Annotated in this window: 22 protein-coding genes; 10 read left to right on the top strand and 12 right to left on the bottom strand. The window is 59.1% G+C overall.

The window, feature by feature from the left end; all coding sequences use genetic code 11:
• Positions 1–370 precede the first annotated feature (370 nt).
• A complete protein-coding gene (gene tyrS / locus BLU76_RS03830) occupies positions 371–1,570 on the bottom strand; it encodes a tyrosine--tRNA ligase (protein ID WP_092146441.1) in 1,200 nt (399 codons plus the stop codon).
• A gap of 212 nt (positions 1,571–1,782) precedes the next feature.
• Between tyrS and BLU76_RS03825 the strand changes: the two genes are divergently transcribed.
• Both BLU76_RS03825 and BLU76_RS03820 read left to right on the top strand, forming a co-directional pair.
• A complete protein-coding gene (locus BLU76_RS03825) occupies positions 1,783–3,201 on the top strand; it encodes a peptidoglycan DD-metalloendopeptidase family protein (RefSeq protein WP_092146439.1) in 1,419 nt (472 codons plus the stop codon).
• Between the two features lie 2 nt (positions 3,202–3,203).
• The gene (locus tag BLU76_RS03820) at positions 3,204–4,295 is read left to right on the top strand and encodes an anhydro-N-acetylmuramic acid kinase (protein ID WP_092221568.1); all 1,092 of its coding nucleotides are present in this window, start codon (positions 3,204–3,206) and stop codon (positions 4,293–4,295) included.
• Between the two features lie 66 nt (positions 4,296–4,361).
• Here the strand turns inward: BLU76_RS03820 and erpA are convergent, their stop codons facing one another.
• Together erpA and argC are read right to left on the bottom strand one after the other, a co-directional pair.
• Positions 4,362–4,712, bottom strand: a complete 351-nt coding sequence (gene erpA / locus BLU76_RS03815) for an iron-sulfur cluster insertion protein ErpA (RefSeq protein ID WP_003177727.1) — start codon at positions 4,710–4,712, stop codon at positions 4,362–4,364.
• A 155-nt stretch (positions 4,713–4,867) separates the two neighbouring features.
• A complete protein-coding gene (argC, locus tag BLU76_RS03810; protein ID WP_057449595.1) occupies positions 4,868–5,902 on the bottom strand; it encodes an N-acetyl-gamma-glutamyl-phosphate reductase in 1,035 nt (344 codons plus the stop codon).
• A gap of 135 nt (positions 5,903–6,037) precedes the next feature.
• Between argC and hemJ the strand changes: the two genes are divergently transcribed.
• The 6 genes from hemJ (at position 6,038) to coq7 (ending at position 10,485) form a co-directional block, all read left to right on the top strand.
• Positions 6,038–6,469 (top strand): protoporphyrinogen oxidase HemJ, encoded by a 432-nt coding sequence (gene hemJ, locus BLU76_RS03805; protein ID WP_003206117.1) that lies wholly within the window; start codon positions 6,038–6,040, stop codon positions 6,467–6,469.
• 35 nt (positions 6,470–6,504) lie between these two features.
• Positions 6,505–7,473, top strand: coding sequence for an NAD(P)H-dependent flavin oxidoreductase (locus tag BLU76_RS03800; protein ID WP_092146435.1), 969 nt, complete (start codon positions 6,505–6,507; stop codon positions 7,471–7,473).
• A gap of 51 nt (positions 7,474–7,524) precedes the next feature.
• A complete protein-coding gene (locus BLU76_RS03795) occupies positions 7,525–8,490 on the top strand; it encodes a DUF805 domain-containing protein (protein WP_092221566.1) in 966 nt (321 codons plus the stop codon).
• Between the two features lie 62 nt (positions 8,491–8,552).
• Positions 8,553–9,341 carry an SDR family NAD(P)-dependent oxidoreductase gene (locus tag BLU76_RS03790; RefSeq protein ID WP_072342509.1) on the top strand — a complete coding sequence of 263 codons (789 nt, stop codon included), beginning with the start codon at positions 8,553–8,555 and terminating at the stop codon, positions 9,339–9,341.
• Between the two features lie 82 nt (positions 9,342–9,423).
• Positions 9,424–9,762: a histidine triad nucleotide-binding protein gene (locus tag BLU76_RS03785; protein ID WP_003206124.1), complete on the top strand. Its 339-nt coding sequence runs from the start codon at positions 9,424–9,426 to the stop codon at positions 9,760–9,762.
• Between the two features lie 75 nt (positions 9,763–9,837).
• Entirely contained in the window at positions 9,838–10,485 is a 648-nt protein-coding gene (gene coq7, locus BLU76_RS03780; RefSeq protein ID WP_014340488.1) for a 2-polyprenyl-3-methyl-6-methoxy-1,4-benzoquinone monooxygenase, read from the top strand.
• 112 nt (positions 10,486–10,597) lie between these two features.
• Here coq7 and BLU76_RS03775 read toward each other — a convergent pair whose 3' ends face one another.
• Positions 10,598–11,020, bottom strand: coding sequence for an OsmC family protein (locus BLU76_RS03775; protein ID WP_003206127.1), 423 nt, complete (start codon positions 11,018–11,020; stop codon positions 10,598–10,600).
• Between the two features lie 240 nt (positions 11,021–11,260).
• Here BLU76_RS03775 and crp point away from each other — a divergent pair, with 240 nt between their 5' ends.
• Complete coding sequence (crp, locus tag BLU76_RS03770; RefSeq protein ID WP_060740379.1) at positions 11,261–11,905, top strand: cAMP-activated global transcriptional regulator CRP; 645 nt, start codon at positions 11,261–11,263, stop codon at positions 11,903–11,905.
• On the opposite strand, the gene BLU76_RS03765 is transcribed toward crp, so the two are convergent.
• The 4 genes from BLU76_RS03765 to BLU76_RS03750 are packed head-to-tail and all read right to left on the bottom strand — an operon-like array spanning position 11,902 to position 15,092.
• Entirely contained in the window at positions 11,902–12,603 is a 702-nt protein-coding gene (locus BLU76_RS03765; RefSeq protein ID WP_092146431.1) for a lipoate--protein ligase family protein, read from the bottom strand. The two genes, crp and BLU76_RS03765, sit on opposite strands and share 4 nt — an antisense overlap.
• Before the next feature lie 3 nt (positions 12,604–12,606).
• Complete coding sequence (trpC, locus tag BLU76_RS03760; RefSeq protein ID WP_092146429.1) at positions 12,607–13,443, bottom strand: indole-3-glycerol phosphate synthase TrpC; 837 nt, start codon at positions 13,441–13,443, stop codon at positions 12,607–12,609.
• Positions 13,440–14,489 carry an anthranilate phosphoribosyltransferase gene (trpD, locus tag BLU76_RS03755; protein WP_092146427.1) on the bottom strand — a complete coding sequence of 350 codons (1,050 nt, stop codon included), beginning with the start codon at positions 14,487–14,489 and terminating at the stop codon, positions 13,440–13,442. The genes trpC and trpD overlap by 4 nt, the downstream gene beginning before the upstream one ends.
• 9 nt (positions 14,490–14,498) lie before the next feature.
• Complete coding sequence (locus BLU76_RS03750) at positions 14,499–15,092, bottom strand: aminodeoxychorismate/anthranilate synthase component II (protein ID WP_063324125.1); 594 nt, start codon at positions 15,090–15,092, stop codon at positions 14,499–14,501.
• 411 nt (positions 15,093–15,503) lie between these two features.
• Between BLU76_RS03750 and estP the strand changes: the two genes are divergently transcribed.
• The gene (gene estP, locus BLU76_RS03745) at positions 15,504–17,411 is read left to right on the top strand and encodes an esterase EstP (RefSeq protein ID WP_092221564.1); all 1,908 of its coding nucleotides are present in this window, start codon (positions 15,504–15,506) and stop codon (positions 17,409–17,411) included.
• Positions 17,412–17,539: 128 nt separating this feature from the next.
• On the opposite strand, the gene trpE is transcribed toward estP, so the two are convergent.
• The 4 genes from trpE to BLU76_RS03725 all read right to left on the bottom strand — a co-directional run bounded on the left by trpE (position 17,540) and on the right by BLU76_RS03725 (position 21,808).
• The gene (gene trpE / locus BLU76_RS03740; protein ID WP_092221562.1) at positions 17,540–19,021 is read right to left on the bottom strand and encodes an anthranilate synthase component I; all 1,482 of its coding nucleotides are present in this window, start codon (positions 19,019–19,021) and stop codon (positions 17,540–17,542) included.
• 70 nt (positions 19,022–19,091) lie between these two features.
• Complete coding sequence (locus BLU76_RS03735) at positions 19,092–19,910, bottom strand: phosphoglycolate phosphatase (protein WP_092221560.1); 819 nt, start codon at positions 19,908–19,910, stop codon at positions 19,092–19,094.
• A complete protein-coding gene (rpe, locus tag BLU76_RS03730; protein WP_072342494.1) occupies positions 19,907–20,581 on the bottom strand; it encodes a ribulose-phosphate 3-epimerase in 675 nt (224 codons plus the stop codon). Before rpe ends, BLU76_RS03735 begins: the two co-directional genes overlap by 4 nt.
• A 78-nt stretch (positions 20,582–20,659) precedes the next feature.
• Complete coding sequence (locus BLU76_RS03725) at positions 20,660–21,808, bottom strand: iron-containing alcohol dehydrogenase (RefSeq protein WP_063324120.1); 1,149 nt, start codon at positions 21,806–21,808, stop codon at positions 20,660–20,662.
• Positions 21,809–21,938: the final 130 nt, after the last annotated feature.

Below are 21,938 nucleotides of genomic sequence, written 5' to 3'. Positions count from 1 at the left end.
TCAACCGAGGCGCGCATTCTACAGCGCCCCGTGTATCTGTCAAGCGGTTATTTTCAGAAGTTTTCAAAGTTTCCTTTTCAACTTCAACCACTTGCGCTTCCGATCTCTCGTTAGCGGGAGGCGAATTCTACAGCGTTACTCGCTGCTGTCAACACCTCTTTTTCACCGCTTTCGACCGAGAAGATCGAACCGCCGATAGAGCCAAACAACACCGCTCCACCTGCTCCTTCTGGGCTTCGATGAACTGAAGCCCCGCACCTTCGAAACCTACTTAACTCATTGAATCTCAAGAAGTTTTCCGTTTCGACTGCGCCGGAAGTGGGGCGAATTATAGACTTCCAGAATCTGCCGTCAACACCTATTTTCAGCTTTATTCAGATTTCAGCGTAATACGCGCAAAAGCCTTCTTGCCGGCCTGACATACATGAGTAGAACCCAGCTCATATATATAGGCGCGATCCACAACTACACCATCTATACGCACACCACCCGAGCCCAGGAGATCTCGCGCCACCGCAGCGTTCTTGACCAAGCCTGCTTTATTAAGGACTGCCGCAATCGGCATATCCTCGGCAGCAGTCAGCTCGATCTCCGGCAGATCATCCGGCAGCTCACCATCCTTCATACGATTACCCGCCGCGCGATGAGCATTGGCCGCAGCCTCCTCACCGTGGAAACGAGCAACAATCTCTTCGGCCAGCTTGATCTTGATGTCTCGTGGATTGGCTCCCGCCTCGACATCGGCACGGAACGCATTGATCTCATCCATGGACCGGAAGCTCAACAGCTCGAAGTAACGCCACATCAGCACATCAGGAATGGAGACCAGTTTGCTGTACATGACGCCGGGCGCTTCCTGAATACCTACGTAGTTGCCCAGCGACTTGGACATCTTCTTCACGCCATCCAGACCTTCCAGCAATGGCATGGTCAGAATGCATTGCGCCTCCTGACCATAGCCACGCTGCAACTCACGCCCCATCAACAGGTTGAACTTCTGGTCAGTACCGCCGAGCTCAACGTCCGCGCGCAACGCGACCGAGTCATAACCCTGTACAAGCGGGTAGAGGAACTCATGGATGGCAATTGGCTGATTGGATTTATAGCGCTTGTCGAAATCATCGCGCTCGAGCATACGAGCTACGGTGTACTGAGACGTCAGGCGAATGAAATCCGCCGGCCCCATTTGATCCATCCAAGTGGAGTTGAAAGCCACTTCAGTCTTGGCCGGATCAAGAATCTTGAAAACCTGAGTCTTGTAGGTCTCGGCATTATCGAGAACCTGCTCACGAGTCAGCGGTGGGCGCGTAGCACTCTTGCCACTTGGATCACCGATCATCCCGGTGAAGTCACCTATAAGGAAGATGACCTGGTGCCCCAGATCCTGGAACTGGCGCAGCTTATTAATAAGCACGGTATGACCCAGGTGCAGATCGGGCGCCGTTGGATCGAAACCGGCCTTGATACGCAGCGGCTGCCCGCGCTTGAGCTTTTCGATCAGCTCGGACTCGACCAACAGTTCTTCCGCACCACGTTTGATCAGCGCTAGCTGCTCTTCAACCGACTTCATAACAGACCCGTAAGGCTCAGATTCAAAGGGCCCCAACCATACAAGATCGCGCACCAAATACAAGGTTTGCCCGGCGCGCGGACGCCAATCCACAGAACAGAGCGTCCGCGGGCTTGCTTCGCAGGGGATTTGGTTATATTTTATACAGTTATTTCATCTTCATCATGTCATTCATCTTTTCCAATTCATCTTTTCAAAAGTCAAAATTACCTATGACCACAGAACCGTCTAAAGCGCCACCGCTTTACCCAAAGACCCACCTGCTTGCCGCAAGTGGCATCGCAGCCCTCCTTAGCCTGGCGCTCCTGGTGTTTCCCTCCAGCGATGTTGAAGCCAAAAAGACGACTCTGAGTCTTGAACTGGAAAGCCCTGCTGAACAACTGACACAAGAACAAGACGCCGCCGAAGCCGTTCAAGCCACAAACGAACCGGCCGCCTCTCCTTTTGCGCAGATTGAAAACAGCCCGCAAGACACCACCGAGGCAGCCGCTCAGGTAGAAGCGCCTGTTGCAGAAGAAAAGAAGGGACCAGACCATCGCGAAGTGATTGTTGCCAAGGGCGACACACTTTCCACCCTCTTCGAAAAGGTTGGCCTGCCCTCGACTTCGGTCCATGAAATCCTGGCCAGCGACAAGCAAGCCAAGCAGTTCACTCAACTGCAGCGCGGCCAGAAACTCGAATTCGAACTCAATCCAGACGGACAGCTGACCAACCTGCACACCAAGCTGAGCGACCTGGAAAGCATCACCCTGACCAAAAACGACAAGGGGTATGTATTTAACCGCGTCACCGCCAAGCCTACCGTTCGCTCGGCCTACGTTCATGGCGTCATCAACAGCTCATTGTCCCAGTCGGCTGCTCGTGCCGGCCTTTCCCATAGCCTGACCATGGACATGGCCAGCGTATTTGGCTACGACATCGACTTCGCCCAGGACATTCGCCAGGGTGACGAGTTCGACATCATCTATGAGCAAAAAGTGGTCAATGGCAAGAGTGTCGGCAACGGTCCGATTCTTTCCGCGCGCTTCACCAACCGTGGCAAGACGTACACCGCAGTGCGCTACACCAACAAGCAAGGCAACAGCAGCTACTACACTGCCGACGGCAACAGCATGCGCAAGGCCTTCATCCGTACACCGGTTGATTTCGCCCGTATCAGCTCGAAGTTCTCCGCCGGTCGCAAGCATCCAATCCTGAACAAGATCCGCGCCCATAAAGGTGTCGACTACGCCGCCCCCCGCGGTACGCCAATCAAGGCCGCCGGCGACGGCAAGGTATTGCTTGCCGGACGTCGTGGCGGTTATGGCAACACCGTGATCATCCAGCACGGCAATACCTATCGCACGCTGTACGGCCACATGCAGGGCTTCGCCAAAGGCGTGAAGACAGGCGGCACTGTCAAGCAAGGCCAGGTTATTGGATACATCGGCACTACCGGCCTGTCCACCGGACCGCACTTGCATTATGAGTTCCAGGTCAACGGCGTCCACGTCGACCCACTAGGCCAGAAACTGCCGATGGCCGATCCGATCGCCAAGGCCGAGCGCGCGCGCTTCCTGGCCCAAAGCCAACCCTTGATGGCTCGCATGGATCAAGAGAAAGCCACCATGCTGGCCTCGAGCAAGCGCTAAGCATGGCGCTCTATATCGGTGTGATGTCCGGGACCAGCCTGGATGGCTTGGACATCGCACTGATCGAACTGACCCCGGCGATCAAATTGATCGCCACGCACTACATTCCAATGCCCGCCGCACTGCGCACCGAATTGCTCGGATTGTGCAGCAGCGGGCCCGATGAGATCGCCCGCTCCGCCATTGCCCAGCAAAGCTGGGTAAAGCTGGCTGCACAGGGTATCCATACCCTGCTCAACGAACAGAAACTCAAGCCTGAAGACATCACGGCGGTCGGCAGCCACGGCCAGACCATCCGCCATGAACCAGCCCGCGGATTTACCGTACAGATTGGCAATCCGGCCTTGTTGAGTGAGTTGACCGGCATCGCCGTCGTCAGCGACTTCCGCAGCCGCGACGTCGCCGCCGGTGGACAAGGCGCCCCGCTGGTTCCGGCATTTCACGAAGCACTGTTCGAAGAACGAGTCGGCAATCGCGCCGTGCTGAATGTCGGCGGTTTCAGCAATCTCAGCCTGATAGAGCCCGCAAAACCAGTAGCTGGTTTCGACTGTGGTCCAGGCAACGTATTGCTCGATGCCTGGATACACCAACAACGAGGCGAGCATTTCGATCGGGACGGTCAATGGGCTGCCAGCGGGAAAGTCGAGCCAGCCCTGCTCAAGGCACTGCTCAGAGATCCTTTTTTCGTCACCAAGGGGCCGAAAAGTACCGGCCGTGAGGTCTTCAACCTGCCTTGGCTGAGTCAGCATTTGTCGAAGTTGCCAACCTTCGCCCCGGAAGACGTACAGGCGACGCTGCTCGAACTGACTGCCCTGACCATCTTCGAATCCCTTCAACATGCCCAGTCCAATACTCAAGAGTTGCTGGTCTGTGGCGGCGGCGCGCACAACCAGGCGCTCATGAAGCGCCTGGCTGAGTTGCTGCCGGATACCAAGGTCAGCAGTACGGCGGTGTATGGCGTGGACCCGGACTGGGTCGAAGCCATGGCTTTCGCCTGGCTCGCCCATTGCTGCCTTGAAGGCATTCCGGGCAATCGTCCGAGTGTTACTGGCGCCTGTGGCTTGCGCGTACTCGGCGCCATCTACCCGGCCTGAGAAAGATCAGGGACAGAAAAACGCCGCAGGGCCGTAAGGCACTGCGGCGTTTTTATTGGAGCCGTCTCAGATCGAGAACGAAGAACCGCACCCACAAGTCGTGGTCGCGTTTGGGTTCTTGATCACGAACCGCGAGCCTTCCAAACCTTCCTGGTAATCCACCTCGGCACCTGCCAGGTACTGGAAGCTCATTGGATCGACCACCAGGCTGACACCTTCGCGCTCGACGATGGTGTCGTCTTCGGCCACTTCCTCATCGAAAGTAAAGCCATACTGGAAGCCGGAACAACCGCCACCCGTAACAAATACGCGCAGCTTCAAACGATCATTGCCCTCTTCATCGACCAGGCTCTTCACCTTGTGCGCGGCACCGTGGGTGAATTGCAAAGCCGTGGGGGTGAAGGTTTCGACGCTCATGCTGAATATCTCCCGGCGCTTACGCCGCCATAATGCGTGATGGCGGGCATTATCCGCTTCTCCTAGAAAATCGGTCAACTATTTGAAGAGCAGCGGCAAGCTACAAGTTAAAGGCTGCAAGCTTGTAGCTTAAAGCTTGCAGCTTTTAACTGCCGTTACGGCAACATCCCCGCATGGGACAGCCCCAGGCGCTCATCCAGCCCGAACAGGATGTTCAGGTTCTGCACCGCCTGGCCGGACGCGCCCTTGACCAGGTTATCGATGACCGACAACACCACCACCAGATCACCGTCCTGCGGACGATGCACGGCGATCCGGCAAACGTTCGCACCGCGCACGCTGCGAGTTTCCGGGTGGCTGCCGGCCGGCATTACGTCGACGAACGGTTCGTTGGCGTAACGCTTTTCAAACAACGCCTGCAGGTCCACCGAACGATCGACGACGGTTGCATAAAGAGTGGAGTGGATGCCACGAATCATCGGCGTCAGGTGCGGCACGAAGGTCAGGCCGACCTCCTTGCCCGCGGCCCGGCGCAGCCCCTGGCGAATCTCCGGCAGATGGCGATGCCCCTTGACCGCGTACGCCTTCATGCTTTCCGACGTCTCGGAGTAAAGCGAACCGACACTGGCGCCACGCCCGGCACCGCTGACACCGGACTTGCAGTCGGCAATCAGACGCGAAGCATCGGCAAGACCGGCCTCGAGCAACGGCAGGAACCCCAGCTGAGTTGCCGTCGGATAGCAACCCGGTACCGCGATCAGTCGGGCCTGCTTGATTTTCTCGCGATTGACTTCCGGCAAGCCGTAAACCGCCTCGTCGAGCAGATCCGGCGCGCCGTGAGGTTGACCGTACCACTTGGCCCATTCATCAGCGTCCTGCAGGCGGAAGTCCGCCGACAGGTCGATGACCTTGGTCCCGGCAGCCAGCAGTTCACCCGCCAGGGCGTGGGCGACACCGTGGGGCGTGGCGAAGAACACCACATCGCAGGCGCCAAGGGTCTTGACGTCCGGAACGCTGAACGCCAGGCCGTCGTAATGGCCTCGCAGGTTCGGGTACATGTCGGCGACGGCCAGGCCGGCCTCGGATCGGGAAGTGATGACCACCACCTCAGCTTGCGGATGCTGTGCCAACAGACGCAGCAGTTCGACACCGGTGTACCCCGTGCCGCCGACGATACCGACCTTGACCATAAACCTGCCCTCAACGAACCCACTGGAAAGCCGTCGATGATAGGGGCCGCAGGGCCCGGCGACAACCGCCAAGGTGACGTGCGGACGCTCTAACCTCTACTATCGGGCTACCGTGAATCCTGGGAATAACTAAAAATGCTCTATCTGTGGCTCAAAGCACTTCACATCGTCAGCATGGTCTGCTGGTTCGCCGGCCTGTTCTACCTGCCTCGCCTGTTTGTCTATCACGCCCAAAGCGAAGACAGCGTCAGCAAGGAGCGCTTCAGCGTCATGGAGCGCAAGTTGTATCGCGGCATCATGGGCCCGGCGATGATTGCCACCCTGGTATTCGGCATCTGGCTGCTCAGCCTCAACGCCGGCGCCTACTTCACCCAAGGTGGCTGGATGCACGCCAAGCTGACCCTGGTCGTGCTGCTGATCGGTTACCACCATATGTGCGGCGCCCAGGTAAAGCGCTTCGCCCGTGGCGAAAACACCCGCAGCCATGTCTTTTATCGCTGGTTCAATGAAGTGCCGGTTCTGATATTGCTGGCTATCGTAATTCTGGTTGTCGTCCGACCGTTCTAATCTCCAATCAGCGTCCATTATCCGGGGTACTTGCGATGTCGTTGCCCGCTCTGCTTGAACAACGCTTGCGCCTGCCCGTCGTGGCAGCGCCAATGTTCCTGATTTCCAATCCACAACTGGTGCTGGCCTGCTGCCGTAACGGCATCGTCGGTAGTTTTCCGGCGTTGAACCAGCGCGAAAGCAGTGGCTTCAAGGCCTGGTTGGCGGAAATCGAAGCAGGCCTGGCGACCCTGGAAAATCCGGCACCCTACGCTGTGAACCTGATCGTCCATCACAGCAACCCGCGGCTTCAAGCCGACCTGGCCATCTGCATCGAACACAAGGTGCCGATTGTCATCACCAGCCTGGGCGCGGTGAAGGAGTTGGTGGATGCCGTCCATGCTTATGGCGGGCTGGTGTTCCATGACGTGACGACCCGGCGTCATGCCGAGAAAGCCGCCGAAGCCGGTGTCGATGGCTTGATCGCCGTTGCCGCCGGTGCAGGCGGACACGCCGGGACCTGGAGCCCGTTCTCATTGATTGCCGAGATCCGGCAGTTTTTTGATAAGACCTTACTGCTTGCAGGATGCCTGAACCACGGTCACCAGATTCTGGCTGCACAATTGCTCGGCGCCGATCTGGCCTACTTCGGTACGCGCTTTATCGCTACGAGCGAAAGCCACGCCCCTGAAGCTTATAAAGAGATGTTGCTCACATCCAGAGCCGCAGACATCGTGCATACTCCCGCTGTATCCGGAGTGCCGGCCAGTTTCATGCGCCAGAGCCTGGAGAATGCCGGTTTCGATCTGACCGCTCTGCAGAACAAGGGCGAGGTGGATTTTGGCTCGAAACTCAAACCGCTGAACGATGAAGCCAAGGCCTGGAAAACCGTATGGTCCGCGGGCCAGGGCGTGGGTGAAATCGATGATTTGCCCAGCATCGATCAGTTAGTGGCACGCCTGGATGAAGAATACCGTCAGGCACAAGCACGGGCGGCGCAGCTTGGCGGGCAATGGCCCCGCTGAATCAGCCTGAACAAAACAACTATTCAACTTCTAGAGACAAGGATGCCGGGCATGAGCGAAACCCGCTTCAACATCGTATTCGACGGCGGCCTGATGCCGGGCGTCGATACCACCACCGCCAAACTCAACCTCGCCGAGCTGTTCAAAAGCGATGTCAGCGCCATTGAACGGCTGTTCACCGGGCGCAAGGTAGCCCTCAAAAGCAACCTGTCCCAGAGCGAGGCGCAACAGTACCTGGAAGCGCTCAACAAGAGCGGGATCGATGCCAGGATCGAAGCCGAACCCGTCGTCCAACTGAATCTTGGCGAGGTACAGGAGGCACCACGGCAACCGAGTGGACGCCATCCCGATTCGATCGTCGAGCCCGCCTCGCCGTACGCGCCTCCCCGCGCCGAAGTCGGTGAAGTGCTTGCAGAGTACGGCACGCTCAAGCCCTTCAGCTTCGACGGGCGTATCGGACGCCTGCGCTACCTGGCCTGGACCATGGTGTTGACCTTGGCCCTACTGCCCTTGGTCGGCATAGGCTTCTGGTTGGCCACGGCCTGGCTGCTGGCTTCCGACTCGGTCGCGGGACTCATCGTCGGCGGCCTGCTCGCCGCAGTCGTCGTCCTTGCCTTTGCCTTCGTGAGCATCCAGTTCAACGTCCAGCGCCTGCATGATCTGGGCTGGTCGGGGTGGTTGTGGCTGATCAACCTGGTTCCCTTCGTGGGCAGCATCTTCCCCTTCATCCTCATCATCGCTCCGGGCAATACCGGCGCAAACCAGTACGGCCCCCCGCCGCCGCGCAATACCACTGCGGTCAAATTGCTGGCCTCGCTCTGGCTGGTGATGATCGTCCTGATTTTCATGGCTACCTTTGCCGGCATCTTCGGGGCCCTTCAGGAGGACTACGACAGCAGCAGCCTGAGCAGCTATGAAAGCAGTGAATACAGCAACGAAACCTCTGAAGAGCCCGCCGTCGAGGCAGCCGAGCCCGCTCCACCTTCTGTAGACTATGAAGAAGAAGAGGAACAATAAGCGCGCTTCATGCCGGTGACAGCCCAGTCAACTGGCGGCGGGCTGTTGCGATGGAGAACTGCATGACCCGTTACGCACTGATCACTGGCGCTTCCAGCGGCATTGGCCTGGCCATGGCCGAAGCGCTGGCCCGGCGCGGCCGCAACCTGATACTGGTGGCTCGACAGCGTGATCGGCTGGAAAGTATTGCAATCGAACTGACTCAGCGGTTTGGCGTGGAGGTATTGTTCCGGGCTTGTGACCTGAGCGAACCGTTGAGGCTTTCAGGCTTTCTCCTGGAACTGGAGGAAGGCGAGCGGCAGATCGACCTGCTGGTCAATTGCGCAGGCATCGGCACCAGCGGGCCGTTCCTGGGCCAGGACTGGATGACCGAGCAGGACCTGATCGAAGTCAATATCCTCGCCCTGACACGGCTTTGTCATGCCATCGGTAACAGCATGGCGCTGCTTGGCGGCGGCCAGATCCTCAACGTCGCCTCGATCGCCGCGTTCCAGCCCGGCCCCTGGATGAGTACCTATTACGCCAGCAAGGCCTATGTGCTGCACTTCTCCGAAGCCCTGCGGGTCGAGCTGAAGAAATGCGCGATCAAGGTCTCGGTGCTTTGCCCTGGTCCGACCCGGACCGGCTTCTTTTCCAGGGCGCAGATGGACGAACAGAAGCTCATCGACAGCAAGTTACTGATGAGCCCCGAAGAAGTGGCCCTGTACGCCGTGCGCGCGCTGGACCGCAACCGCGCCATCATCATTCCCGGACGCCGCAACCGCTGGCTGGCCGCACTGCCGCGCCTGGGCTCGCGATGGCTGGTCCGAACCATCGCCGGCATGATCAACAAGGCCTATTGCCCGCGCTGATCCCTTCAAGTTGAACTATCAGTCGCCTCAATCGGAGCCTTCACGCCCCCCGACCTCGACGAACCCAATGGAGAAAACAGCTGTGGATACTCTGTTCACCAAGATCATCAACCGGGAAATTCCGGCAAAGATCATTTACGAGGATGACCAGGTACTGGCCTTCCACGACATCGCCCCGCAAGCGCCTGTACATTTTTTGGTCATACCGAAAAAGCCGATTCGCACCCTCAATGACCTGGCCGAGGAAGACAAAGGCCTGGCTGGACACATTTTGTTCACTGCGCAGCGCCTGGCACTTGAATTGGGCTGTGAAGAAGGTTTTCGTGTGGTGATGAACTGCAATGAACTGGGCGGGCAAACGGTCTATCACATTCATATGCATGTGCTGGGGCAGCGCCAGATGAACTGGCCACCGGGCTGATACACCTGACCCAACGCAAATCTTCGGCGGTCGATTGGGTTAAACTGGCCGCTGTGATTTTTCCCGGAGGTAAGCATGACTACCCAACGTCACTACTCGCCGATTGACCGTCTGTTGCTGCAAGCCGATACCGCGATGCGCACCCTGCTGCCCTTCAGTGGCCAGCCGTACCGTCCATCACCGGCTATCGTGCAGCCAGACGCGCAACTGAGTGACGAGCAAACCCGCCACGTCGCCGGACTGATGCGTATCAACCACACCGGCGAAGTCTGTGCCCAGGCGCTGTATCAGGGCCAGGCGCTGACAGCGAAGCTACCGCAAGTGCGTGAAGCAATGGAGCATGCCGCCGAGGAAGAAATCGACCATCTGGTCTGGTGTGAACAACGGATTCGCCAATTGGGCAGCCATACCAGCGTCCTGAACCCGCTGTTCTATGGCATGTCATTCGGGATCGGGGCCGTTGCCGGGCTGATCAGCGACAAAGTCAGCCTCGGATTCGTTGCGGCGACTGAACATCAAGTGTGCAAGCATTTGAATGAACATCTCGAACAACTGCCAGCCGAGGATGAAAAATCCCGGGCGATCCTTGAGCAGATGCGCGTGGATGAGGAACACCACGCCGAGAGTGCACTTGAGGCCGGTGGCTTCCGTTTTCCGGCCCCGGTCAAGTTCGGCATGAGCCTGCTGGCCAAGGTCATGACCAAGAGCACTTATCGGATTTGACGGCAATTGGGGACTGACCAGCTCATTCCCCGGAAATTAAAAAGGCGACGCCCCCAAGGGAAGTCGCCTTTTTAATTTCCGAAAACTTCAATACGGCCCGTCGGCTATCGACTCAACCCAACTCGATGATTTCATAATCGTGGGTGATTTCGACCCCCGCGGCGCCGAGCATGATCGAAGCCGAGCAGTACTTCTCGGCGGACAGCTCAATGGCGCGCTTGACCTGGGCTTCCTTCAGGGCTCGCCCCTTCACCACGAAGTGCATGTGGATCTTGGTAAACACTTTGGGATCTTCAGTGGCGCGCTCTGCCTCCAGGAAAGCTTCGCAGCTTTCGACGGCCTGGCGGGACTTTTTGAGAATGCTGACCACGTCGAAGTTACTGCAACCGCCCACGCCCAGCAGGAGCATCTCCATCGGCCGAACCCCCAGGTTCCGCCCACCGGCCTCTGGCGGGCCGTCCATGACGACCACATGACCACTGCCTGACTCACCGAGGAACATGGCTTCGCCAGCCCATTGGATGCGTGCCTTCATCGCCAAGACTCCACTGTTAAAAAAGGGTCGCCAGCTTAGCACAGCGCTCCGGCATGACCGCTCTCCGTCTTAGGAGACCTGACCTGACAGTACGTAGGTAAATTCTCAAATCAATTAAGGACGCCTCTGTTAAGCTGGCCATACGCCAACTCGCTGGCGCATGGCCAGCTTTTAGCGATAGCCATTCGCGTCTATAAAAAAACCAAACCATCACACTGCGCAGTCTTTCGGGATACAACCATGGTTGCCATTACTCCCACGTTCAAGATCAAGAATCTCGACAAACTCTTGATGCATTGCCAGCGCCGCCGCTATCCAGCCAAACACAACATCATTTGTGCAGGAGATCGTTCCGAGACGTTGTTTTTCATCATCAAGGGGTCGGTCACTATCCTCATAGAAGATGACGACGGTCGGGAAATGATCATCGCCTATCTCAACTCCGGGGATTTTTTTGGCGAGCTGGGGTTATTCGAACAGGCGGGCAAGGAACAGGAACGCAGTGCCTGGGTGCGGACCAAGATTGAATGTGAAGTTGCGGAAATCAGCTACGCCAAATTCCGAGAACTGTCCCTGCAAGACCCGGACATTCTTTACGTACTCAGCGGACAAATCGCACAGCGCCTGCGCAATACCACCCGCAAGGTCGGCGATCTCGCATTTTTTGACGTCACCGGACGTGTCGCACGCTGCCTGTTGGAACTGTGCAAGCAGCCCGATGCCATGACCCACCCGGACGGGATGCAGATCAAGGTGACCCGCCAAGAGATTGGTCGGATTGTCGGTTGTTCGCGGGAAATGGTCGGTCGCGTTCTCAAGGATCTGGAAGAGCGCAACCTGGTCAGTGTCAAAGGCAAGACCATGGTGGTGTTCGGAACGCGTTAGGCGCCCAGCAGATTGATCAGCAGCTCCCGGTACAAAGCGTCGAGCCGCTCCAGCGCGTGAGGCGCCGGGAATTTTTCATGCAGGGCAATATGGCTCTCGGCTCGCACTCGCGGCTCCAGGCCGCAAGCCTCATTGAAGCGATTGACTGCCGCGACCAAGGACTCGCGCTCGTTCTCCAGCAAAAACGCGCCATGAACCAGCCCCACCGGACGCTGCCCCCCTTTGCTCTGGCGCCAGCGCTGGGCGGTGCCCACCATTTTCCGGCCGTCGAGGTTGACGTTGAAGCGCCCGTCACAAAAAGCCCCTTCCACCTCTCCCAGCGAAGCCACCCCGCCCAACTCGTCCAACAGCTGACAGATGGGATCGCACAACCGGCGATAGCCGGTTTCGATACGTCCGTGGTCACCTTCGCTGCGCGGTGGTGCGTAGACCAGGGCGATATTGACCGTAGCGACCGACTGCGGCACCGGTTCGCCACCTGTTTCACGCAACAAGACAGGCCAGCCATGAGCAGCCGATACTTCACAAGCGTATTCAAACCCCGGTAGGCGACTCAAGCGGCGCGGCATGACCAGCGCACGGTCGTTGGGCTGCCAGAACAGCAGGCCGAACTCGGCGTCGCCCGCGCAGATGCTGGCTAGCAGATCCTGTTCGGCTTGCAGGCCAGCTTCGACGGTGAGGGAAATCACAGGCGACATGGATCAGTCCAGCGTCGAGCCGCTCACCGGCAGGCCTCGTTCAGGAAAGAACAGTCGCTGCAATTCCACGCCCGGGTTTTCGGCGCGCATGAACGCTTCGCCCACCAGGAACGAATACACATCGCTGACTTCCATCAGCTCGACATCGGCCCGGTTGAGAATGCCGCTTTCGGTGATGACCAGGCGATCGCGCGGAATGCGTGGCAACAGGTCCAGAGTGGTTTCCAGGCTCACTTCAAAAGTGTGCAGGTTGCGATTGTTCACGCCGACCAGTTTGGTATCGAGGGTTTTCAGGGCTCGTTCCAACTCGTCACCGTCGTGGACTTCCACCAGGACATCCAGCCCGACGCTTTTGGCTACGGCCGCCAGCTCGGCCATTTTCACGTCGTCCAAGGCGGAAACAATCAACAGCACGCAGTCGGCGCCCAGCGCACGCGCCTCGACGATCTGGTACGGGTCGATCATGAAATCCTTGCGGATCACTGGCAGCTTGCATGCCGCCCGCGCCTGTTTCAGGTAGTCGTCAGCGCCTTGAAAAAAGTCGACGTCGGTCAGCACCGAGAGGCAGGTAGCACCGCCCTTCTCGTAGCTTCGCGCGATCTCGGCCGGGACGAAGTGTTCACGAATCACGCCCTTGCTGGGGGATGCCTTCTTGATTTCAGCAATCACCGCCGGCTGTTTTTTCTTGGCCTGATCGATCAGAGCCTGGGCAAAGCCGCGCGGCGCATCCGCTGAACGCGCTAGGCTTTCCAGCTCGGACAGACTGACCCGAGCGCTGCGCTCGGCCACTTCCTGGGCCTTGCGAGCCAGAATGTTTTCCAGAACCGTTGGCACGCTCATCCTTCGTTCTCCACTTTGAATACGGCGGTAAATGCACCCAACTCTTCAAGCTTTTCCCTGGCCAGCCCAGTGTGCAGCGCATCATGGGCCAGTTCCACGCCTTGCTTGAGGCTGCTGGCGTGGTCGGCGGCGTACAACGCGGCACCGGCATTGAGCACGATCATCTCAGCGGCTTTCTGGCCATTCTCGGTCTTGCGACGCCCCAGGGCATCACGAATCAGCTCCAGCGATTGGGCCGGGCCGTCGACTGCCAGCCCGTGCAGGCTCTGGCTCTTCATACCGAGGTCTTCAGGTTCGACCCAATACTCGCTGATCTGATCATTTTTTAGCTCGGCCACGAATGTAGGCGCCGCCAGGCTGAACTCATCCAGTCCATCCTTCGAATGGACCACCAGTACGTGCTTGCTGCCCAGCCGTTGCAAGACTTCAGCCAATGGTCGGCACAACGCCTGGCTGAACACACCGACTACCTGATGTTTCACGCCGGCCGGATTCGTAAGCGGGCCGAGCATGTTGAACAGCGTACGCAGCCCCAGCTCGCGGCGCGGCGCGGCGGCGTGTTTCATGGCGCTATGGTGGGTCTGGGCAAACATGAAACCGATGCCGACGTTATCGATACAGCGTGCCACCTGGACCGGCGTCAGGTTCAGGTAAATGCCCGCTGCCTCCAGCAGATCGGCACTGCCGCTCTTGCCGGAAACTGCCCGATTGCCATGTTTGGCAACGGTGCAACCGGCCGCCGCGACGACAAACGACGAGGCCGTGGAAACGTTGAAGATATTGGCGCCGTCACCGCCGGTACCGACCACATCCACCACACCGTCCAGCGTCTTGAGTTCGACCTTGTCCGCCAGCTCACGCATCGCCGAAACCGCACCCACGATTTCATCGATGCTCTCACTCTTCATGCGCATGGCCATCATGAACGCGCCGATCTGTGCATCCGTGCATTGGCCGGTCATGATTTCGCGCATCACGTCGCGCATCTCGTCGGTGCTCAGGTCGAGATGGCCGACGATACGGCTCAGGGCTGTCTTGATATCCATGAAAAGTCCTTAGCGCGTGCCGCCGGTTTGTTTGAGGAAGTTGGCGAACAGTTCGTGGCCCTGTTCGGTGAGAATAGACTCGGGATGAAATTGCACACCCTCGATATTCAGCGTCTTGTGGCGCAGGCCCATGATTTCATCGACCGAGCCATCTTCAAACTGGGTCCAAGCCGTCAACTCCAGACAGTCAGGCAGAGTTTCGCGCTTGACCACCAGGGAATGGTAGCGGGTTACGGTAAGCGGATGATTCAGCCCCTCGAACACGCCCTTGTCCTCGTGGAATACCGGGCTAGTCTTACCGTGCATGACTTGTCGGGCGCGTACCACGTCGCCGCCGAACGCTTGGCCGATCGACTGGTGCCCCAGGCAGACACCGAGGATCGGCAGCTTGCCGGCGAAATACTTGATGGCGTCGATGGAAATGCCCGCTTCGGTCGGCGTGCATGGGCCGGGCGAAACCACAATGCGCTCAGGCTTGAGGGCTTCGATTTCGGCGATGGTCAATTCGTCGTTGCGCACGACCTTGACCTCGGAGCCCAGCTCGCCGAGGTACTGCACAACGTTGTAGGTAAAAGAGTCGTAGTTATCGATCATCAGCAACATGGCGTAAGCAACCTATTGAATTCACTGACTTTAAATACAGCCTTCAGAGAATGACCCGCACGCTGCTGCGCTTGGCGAGGCAAGTGATGCCCCTGCGAAGCGGCTCTACAAGCGGGTAAAGAAGGCAAATCGGTACAGGTCCGGCGAAGCCGGCGGAGAATGTTCAGGCGCGCCAACGCCAGCGGGCGTGTGCCTTGATCATTTGATCCAGAAGTTTGCTGACAATCGACACAGGGAAAGTCTCGTTCATACGTCCCGGCACAGTAGCTTAGCTGGGCGGAGCACGCAATATGGGCGATCCCGAAGGGCTTTGAAACAATCGCGACATTCAAGATGGATGGCAGAATGCCGGAAGTTTTTGGTACTGTCGTTTCGTTTTCTAACAAAAATAAGATAAAAACGGACTTTCCCATGATAAAGAAGACGTTGTTCGTACCGATTGCCGGTTGCCTGCTGGCGATGGCCTGCGCCCAGGCGAGCGCCGCCCCCAACCCTTACTCCAAGTTCATCGTGTTCGGCGACAGCCTCAACGACGCCGGCCAGTTCGCCGACCCGAATGGTCCGCCCGGCTCGACCGAGCGTTACACCAACCGAACCGGTCCGATCTATACCGACGGCAGCGGCGAGGCCTACTCCGCCAACTCCACCCAGTTGCTCGGTGGGCGCCTGGGTTATTCCGCCGACGAGACTGCCGCTTCCACTTCGGCGGTCCGCGCCGACCAGGGGCTGGCGGACGGCAACAACTGGGCGGTGGGCGGTTATCGCACCGACCAGATCCTCGAATCGATTACCGGCGTGTCCGACACCGGCGAGCGCAGCCGTCCTGGCTACCTGCAGTCCAATGGCTTGCGCGCCGATCCAAATGCGCTGTATTACATTTCCGGTGGTGGCAACGATTTCCTTCAAGGCCGGGTACTGACCCCCGAACAAGCGAACGCCGCCGCGGACCGTCTGGCCGACAGCGTCCAGGTGCTGCAAATGGCTGGTGCCCGCTATGTGATGGTCTGGTTGTTGCCTGACCTGGGCCTGACCCCGGCCCTCAACGGTGGTCCGTTACAAGACGCCTTTTCGCAACTGGGCAACCAGTTCAACCAGCAGTTGATCACGCGACTGCAAGGCATCGACGCTGAAATCATCCCATTGAACATTCCGCTGTTGCTCAAGGAAAGCTTCGCCGACCCGGCAAGATTCGGCCTCGCCACAGGAGAAAATCTCACCGCGACCTGCTTCAGCGGCAACGGCTGCACCGAAAACGCCACCTACGGCATCAACAGCGCCACGCCTGATCCCACCAAGCTGATCTACAACGACGCGGTCCATCCGACCGAAGCCGGACAGAAACTGATCGCCGACTACGCCTATTCCCTGCTCGCGGCACCATGGGAACTGACGTTGCTGCCGGAAATGGCCCACTCGACCCTGCGCGCTCACCAGGACGAGTTACGCAGCCAGTGGCAATCGGACTGGGAGAACTGGCAGGCCGTCGGTCAATGGCGGGCCATCGTGGCCGGCGGTGGTCAGCATCTGGACATGGACAGCCAGGACAGCGGCGCCAGCGCCGATGGCAGTGGCTACAGCCTGAACATTGGCGGCAGCTATCGCCTCAACGACGCGTGGCGCGTAGGTGTCGCCGCCGGCCTCTACCGCCAGGACATGGAAGCAGGCCACAACGATTCGAAGTACAAACTCAATAGCTACCTGGCGACCGCTTTCGCCCAGTTCCAGCAAAACCGCTGGTGGGCCGATGCGGCACTGACCGGCGGCAAGCTCGACTACGACAACCTGGAGCGCAAGTTCGACCTGGGCGTCAACGAAGCGCAGGAGAAAGGCGACACCGACGGCCATCTCTGGGCATTCAGCACGCGGGTGGGCTACGACATTGCCCAGCCGGGCAGCGAATGGCACCTCTCGCCGTTTATCAGCGCTGACTATGCGAAGGTGGAAGTCGACGGCTACTCGGAAAAGAGCAACCGCTCCACGGCCCTGACCTTCGATGACCAGACCCGCGACTCGAAACGCCTGGGCATTGGCTTGCAGGGCAAATACAACATCACCCGCCAGACCCAGGTGTTTGGCGAGTATGCCCACGAACGCGAGTACGAAGACGACACGCAAAAGGTGAACATTGCCCTCAACAGCCTGCCGGCCAATGACTTCACACTGGAAGGCTACACGCCACAGAGCCACCTCAATCGCCTGAGCCTGGGGGTCAGCCACAAGTTGACCAACGACTTGGCGCTACGGGGTGGTTATACACTGCGCAAGGATGATGACATGACCCAGCAAGGGGTAAGCCTGGGCGTCAGCCTTGACTTCTGATCGAGAAAACCTGTGGGAGCGAGCTTGCTCGCGATAGCGGACTGTCAGTCAACTGGTTGGTTGAATATGACGGCCTCATCGCGAGCAAGCTCGCTCCCACACACACTGATCGAGTTGTCGAAGGGTTTTCAATCGTTCGAAGTCTGCTCGGCCAGCGCCACGGCGCGGAACATGGCCCGGCGCTTGTTCAGGGTTTCTTCCCACTCCAGCGCCGGCACCGAGTCGGCGACGATACCGCCGCCGGCCTGTACGTGCAGTTCACCGTTCTTGATGACGGCAGTGCGAATGGCAATGGCAGTGTCCATGTTGCCGTTCCAGGCGAAGTAACCCACGGCCCCGCCGTACACGCCCCGCTTGACCGGCTCCAGCTCGTCGATGATTTCCATCGCGCGGATTTTCGGCGCGCCAGACAAGGTGCCCGCTGGCAGGATCGCCCGCAAGGCGTCCATCGCCGTCAGCCCGGCCTTCAACTGGCCGGTGACGTTGGAGACGATGTGCATCACGTTGGAATAGCGCTCGATGACCATCTTCTCGGTGAGCTTCACCGAGCCGATTTCCGAGACCCGCCCGGTGTCGTTGCGCCCCAGGTCAATCAGCATCAGGTGCTCGGCGATTTCCTTGTCGTCCGACAGCAGATCCTCTTCCAAGGCCCGGTCAGCTTCCTCCGTAGCGCCACGGGGGCGAGTGCCGGCGATCGGCCGTACCGTGATCAGGTTGTCTTCGACACGCACCAGCACTTCCGGCGAACTGCCCACGACATGGAAGTCGCCGAAGTTGAAGAAGTACATGTAGGGCGTCGGGTTGAAGCAGCGCAGCGCCCGGTAGAGATCGATGGGCGCCGCCTTGAAGTCGATGGACATCCGTTGCGACGGCACGACCTGCATGCAGTCACCCGCGAGGATGTACTCCTTGATGGTATCGACGGCCCGTTCGTAATCGTCCTGGGTGAAACTGGAACGAAACACCGGGTCGGTCGCCGACTGCTTGCTGAAGTCCAGGCCGGGACGCGGAGCGATCGGCTGACGTAACTTTTCCAACAGTGCTTGCAGGCTTTGTTGACCTTGCTCGTAGGCATCTTCCTGGGACGGATCGGCCAGGACGATGGCGTGCATCTTGCCGGCGAGGTTGTCGAAAACGACGACCGCATCGGACACCATCAGCAAAATATCCGGCACGCCCAGCGGATCGGGGTTCGGGCAGGTGCCCAGGCGTTTTTCCACGTAACGCACGCAGTCGTAGCCGAAATACCCCACCAGGCCACCGTTGAAGCGCGGCAGGCCGGGGATGGTCGGCACGTTGTAGCGGGCCTTGAAGGTTTCGACGAACGCCAGCGGGTCTTCAACTTCGAGGCTTTCGATTTCGACACCGTCGTGGGTCACGCTGACGCGATGGTCATGGACCCGCAGCACCGTGCGGCACGGCAGGCCGATGATGGAATAACGGCCCCATTTCTCACCGCCCTGCACCGATTCGAGCAAGTAGGAGTTGGGCTGGTCGGCCAACTTGAGGTAGATCGACAGCGGTGTGTCGAAGTCAGCCAGGGTTTCACAGGCAAGAGGGATGCGGTTGTAGCCGGCAGCGGCTAGACGCAGGAATTCTTCGCGGATCATGGGGTGCCTCGTGGCAAGAGGAGCTGACAGTCAGGTATGCAAACGCGCCGGATAACCGGCCGGGATCACGTCAGGTGCGCCAACGCCAGCGGGCCAGGGCCTTCATGACTTTCATCCAGAGTTTGCGAGTGACCACCACGATGGCGTTTCCAGAAGAGGATTGAACAGCGTCGGGCAACGTTATCTCAGCGGCCGGGTCCAGGCAACCGGGAATTAACAGGCGCAAATCGTCGATGACTAGAGCAGGACACTCTTCTGCGATGGGCCGTCCAGGGTTGTATCCATAGCTCAACCCTACACATTTTACGCCCGCTGCTTTTGCCGCTTGCACGTCGATGACCGAGTCACCGACAAACAACGATTGCGAGGCTGGGATATTCGCCATTTTCATGACAAAAAACAGCGCCGCCGGATCGGGTTTTCTCTGCGGCAAGGTATCGCCACCGATGATCCAGCGAAAATAGCGTCCAATCTTCATCTGATCCAGCAAAGGCGCGACAAAGCGTTCCGGCTTATTGGTAATCAGCGCCATTTCCACACCTTGCTTCTGCAGCCACTTGAGGGTGGAGCGTACGCCAGGATAGACCACGGTCAATTCGTGGCTGCCTTCGTAGGCCTCGTTGAACAATGCCAACGCCCGCTCGGCCTCGGCGTCATCGACACCTTGGGCATCGATGTGATTGGCCAGGGCTCGGCGCACCAGAGTGGGAGTGCCGTTGCCAACCCACTGGCGCACCGCGTCAAGGCCAGCGGCTGGACGTCCGAGCGCGAGCAGCATGTGGTCTACGGCGGCCGCGAGATCTGGAAGCGAATCGATCAATGTGCCATCGAGGTCGAACATCACCAGGCGCGGCAAGGTGCCGGGAAACAGCTGCTCAAAGCCGCTCATGGGCGGGCCAGGGCCAGTTCGGCACGCATCTTTTCAATCACCTCTTTGTAGTCCGGCGCATTGAAGATCGCCGAGCCTGCGACAAAGGTATCGGCGCCGGCGGCGGCGATTTCGCGAATGTTGCCCACGTTCACGCCGCCGTCGATTTCCAGGCGGATGTCACGCCCCGAGGCATCGATCAACGCACGGGCTTCGCGCAGCTTGTCGAGCGTGCCCGGGATGAACTTCTGCCCGCCGAAGCCAGGGTTGACGCTCATCAGCAGGATCATGTCGACCTTGTCCATCACGTACTTGAGCACGTCCAGGGGCGTCGCCGGGTTGAACACCAGGCCGGCCTTGCAACCGCCTTCGCGGATCAATTGCAGGGAGCGGTCAATGTGCTGCGTGGCTTCAGGGTGGAAAGTGATGTAGGTAGCGCCGGCTTCGATGAAGTCACCAACGATGCGGTCCACCGGGCTGACCATCAAATGCGCGTCGATCGGCGCGGTGACGCCGTACTTGCGCAGCGCCGCGCAGACCATCGGGCCGATGGTCAGGTTGGGTACGTAGTGGTTGTCCATGACATCGAAGTGCACGATGTCGGCCCCGGCGGCCAGAACGTTGTCCACTTCCTCGCCCAGGCGGGCGAAGTCGGCAGAGAGAATCGACGGAGCAATAGCGAAGGGCTGCATGACGCACCTGTTTTGAGCGAAATCACGATGGCGCGCATTGTATACCTCAAGATTTGGCGCGCCCACCGTGGCAATCGATCAATACGCCGCGCGGTAGATCTTCTCGATATCGGCGGCGCTCAGTTTGCGTGGATTGTTGCGCATCAACCGTTCTATTCCCGCCGCTTCCACCGCCATGGATGGAATCACGTCCTCGGTCACGCCCAGGCTGCTGAGACCTTGGGGTATTTCCACGGCAGCACACAGCGTAATCATCGCCTCCACAGCCTCATCGGCCGCCTCAAGGTCGCTCAGGTGAGCGGTCTTGAGGCCCATGGCCTCGGCGATGTCACGCATGCGCTCGACACAGGCCATCTTGTTCCAGGTCATGACGTATGGCAGCAACATAGCATTGGCGACGCCATGGGACACGTGAAAACGCCCGCCCAATGGATAAGCCAGTGCATGGACCGCCCCAACCCCGGCATTGCCGAATGCCATGCCGGCCATGAGGCTGGCCGTGGCCATGTCTTCCCGGGCTTGCAGGTGAGCCGGGTTGGCATAGGCCTTGGGCAGCGCGCGGCTGATCAGCTTGATTGCGCCGATGGCCAGGGCATCGGTGATTGGCGAAGCATTGAGCGACAGGTAGGCCTCGATGGCGTGTGCCAGCGCATCAACGCCACTGGCAGCCGTGACGCCGCGCGGACAGGTGAGGGTCATCTGCGGACTGACCAGCGCCACGTCCGGCAACAGATAATCGCTGACGATGCCTTTTTTCAGCTGCGCGGCCTTGTCGGAGAGGATCGCCACGTTGGTGACTTCCGAACCGGTACCGGCCGTGGTGGGGATGGCAATCATGGGCGGGCCTTTGCGCGGCACCTGATCGACGCCGAACATATCCTGCAGCTCGCCGTGGTACCCGGCATAGACGCCCACGCACTTGGCAATGTCGATGGCACTGCCACCGCCGAGACCGATCAGGCCATCATGACCACCGTCGCGATAGGCTTGCATGCAGTCCTCGACAATGGCGATTTCCGGGTCCGGCATCACCCGGTCGAAAATCTCGTAGTCCCGTCCGCCCAGATGTTGCAAGGCCAGTTCCACGGTGCCGGACTTGACCAACGCCGCATCGGTCACGATCAGCGGGTTGTCGACGTCCAGGCGCGTCAACTCCGCCGCCAGTTGCTCGATGGCAGCAGCACCGGTGATCAGTTTATGGGCGATCTTGAATGAGGAAAGACTCATGTGCGCGGCCTCTTATTCGAGTATGGGCTGGCACAAGGATAGCTCGGTATTGGAGGTTGTCTGCCATTCAGCCCATGAATGCGATAAGGAGCCTGTGGATGAGGCCCTATGGGAGCGAGCTTGCTCGCTC

It is taken from the genome of Pseudomonas sp. NFACC08-1 (assembly GCF_900106735.1).
Taxonomy (GTDB): Bacteria; Pseudomonadota; Gammaproteobacteria; order Pseudomonadales; family Pseudomonadaceae; genus Aquipseudomonas; species Aquipseudomonas fluorescens_Q.
This window is presented reverse-complemented; position numbering and strand designations above follow the sequence as displayed.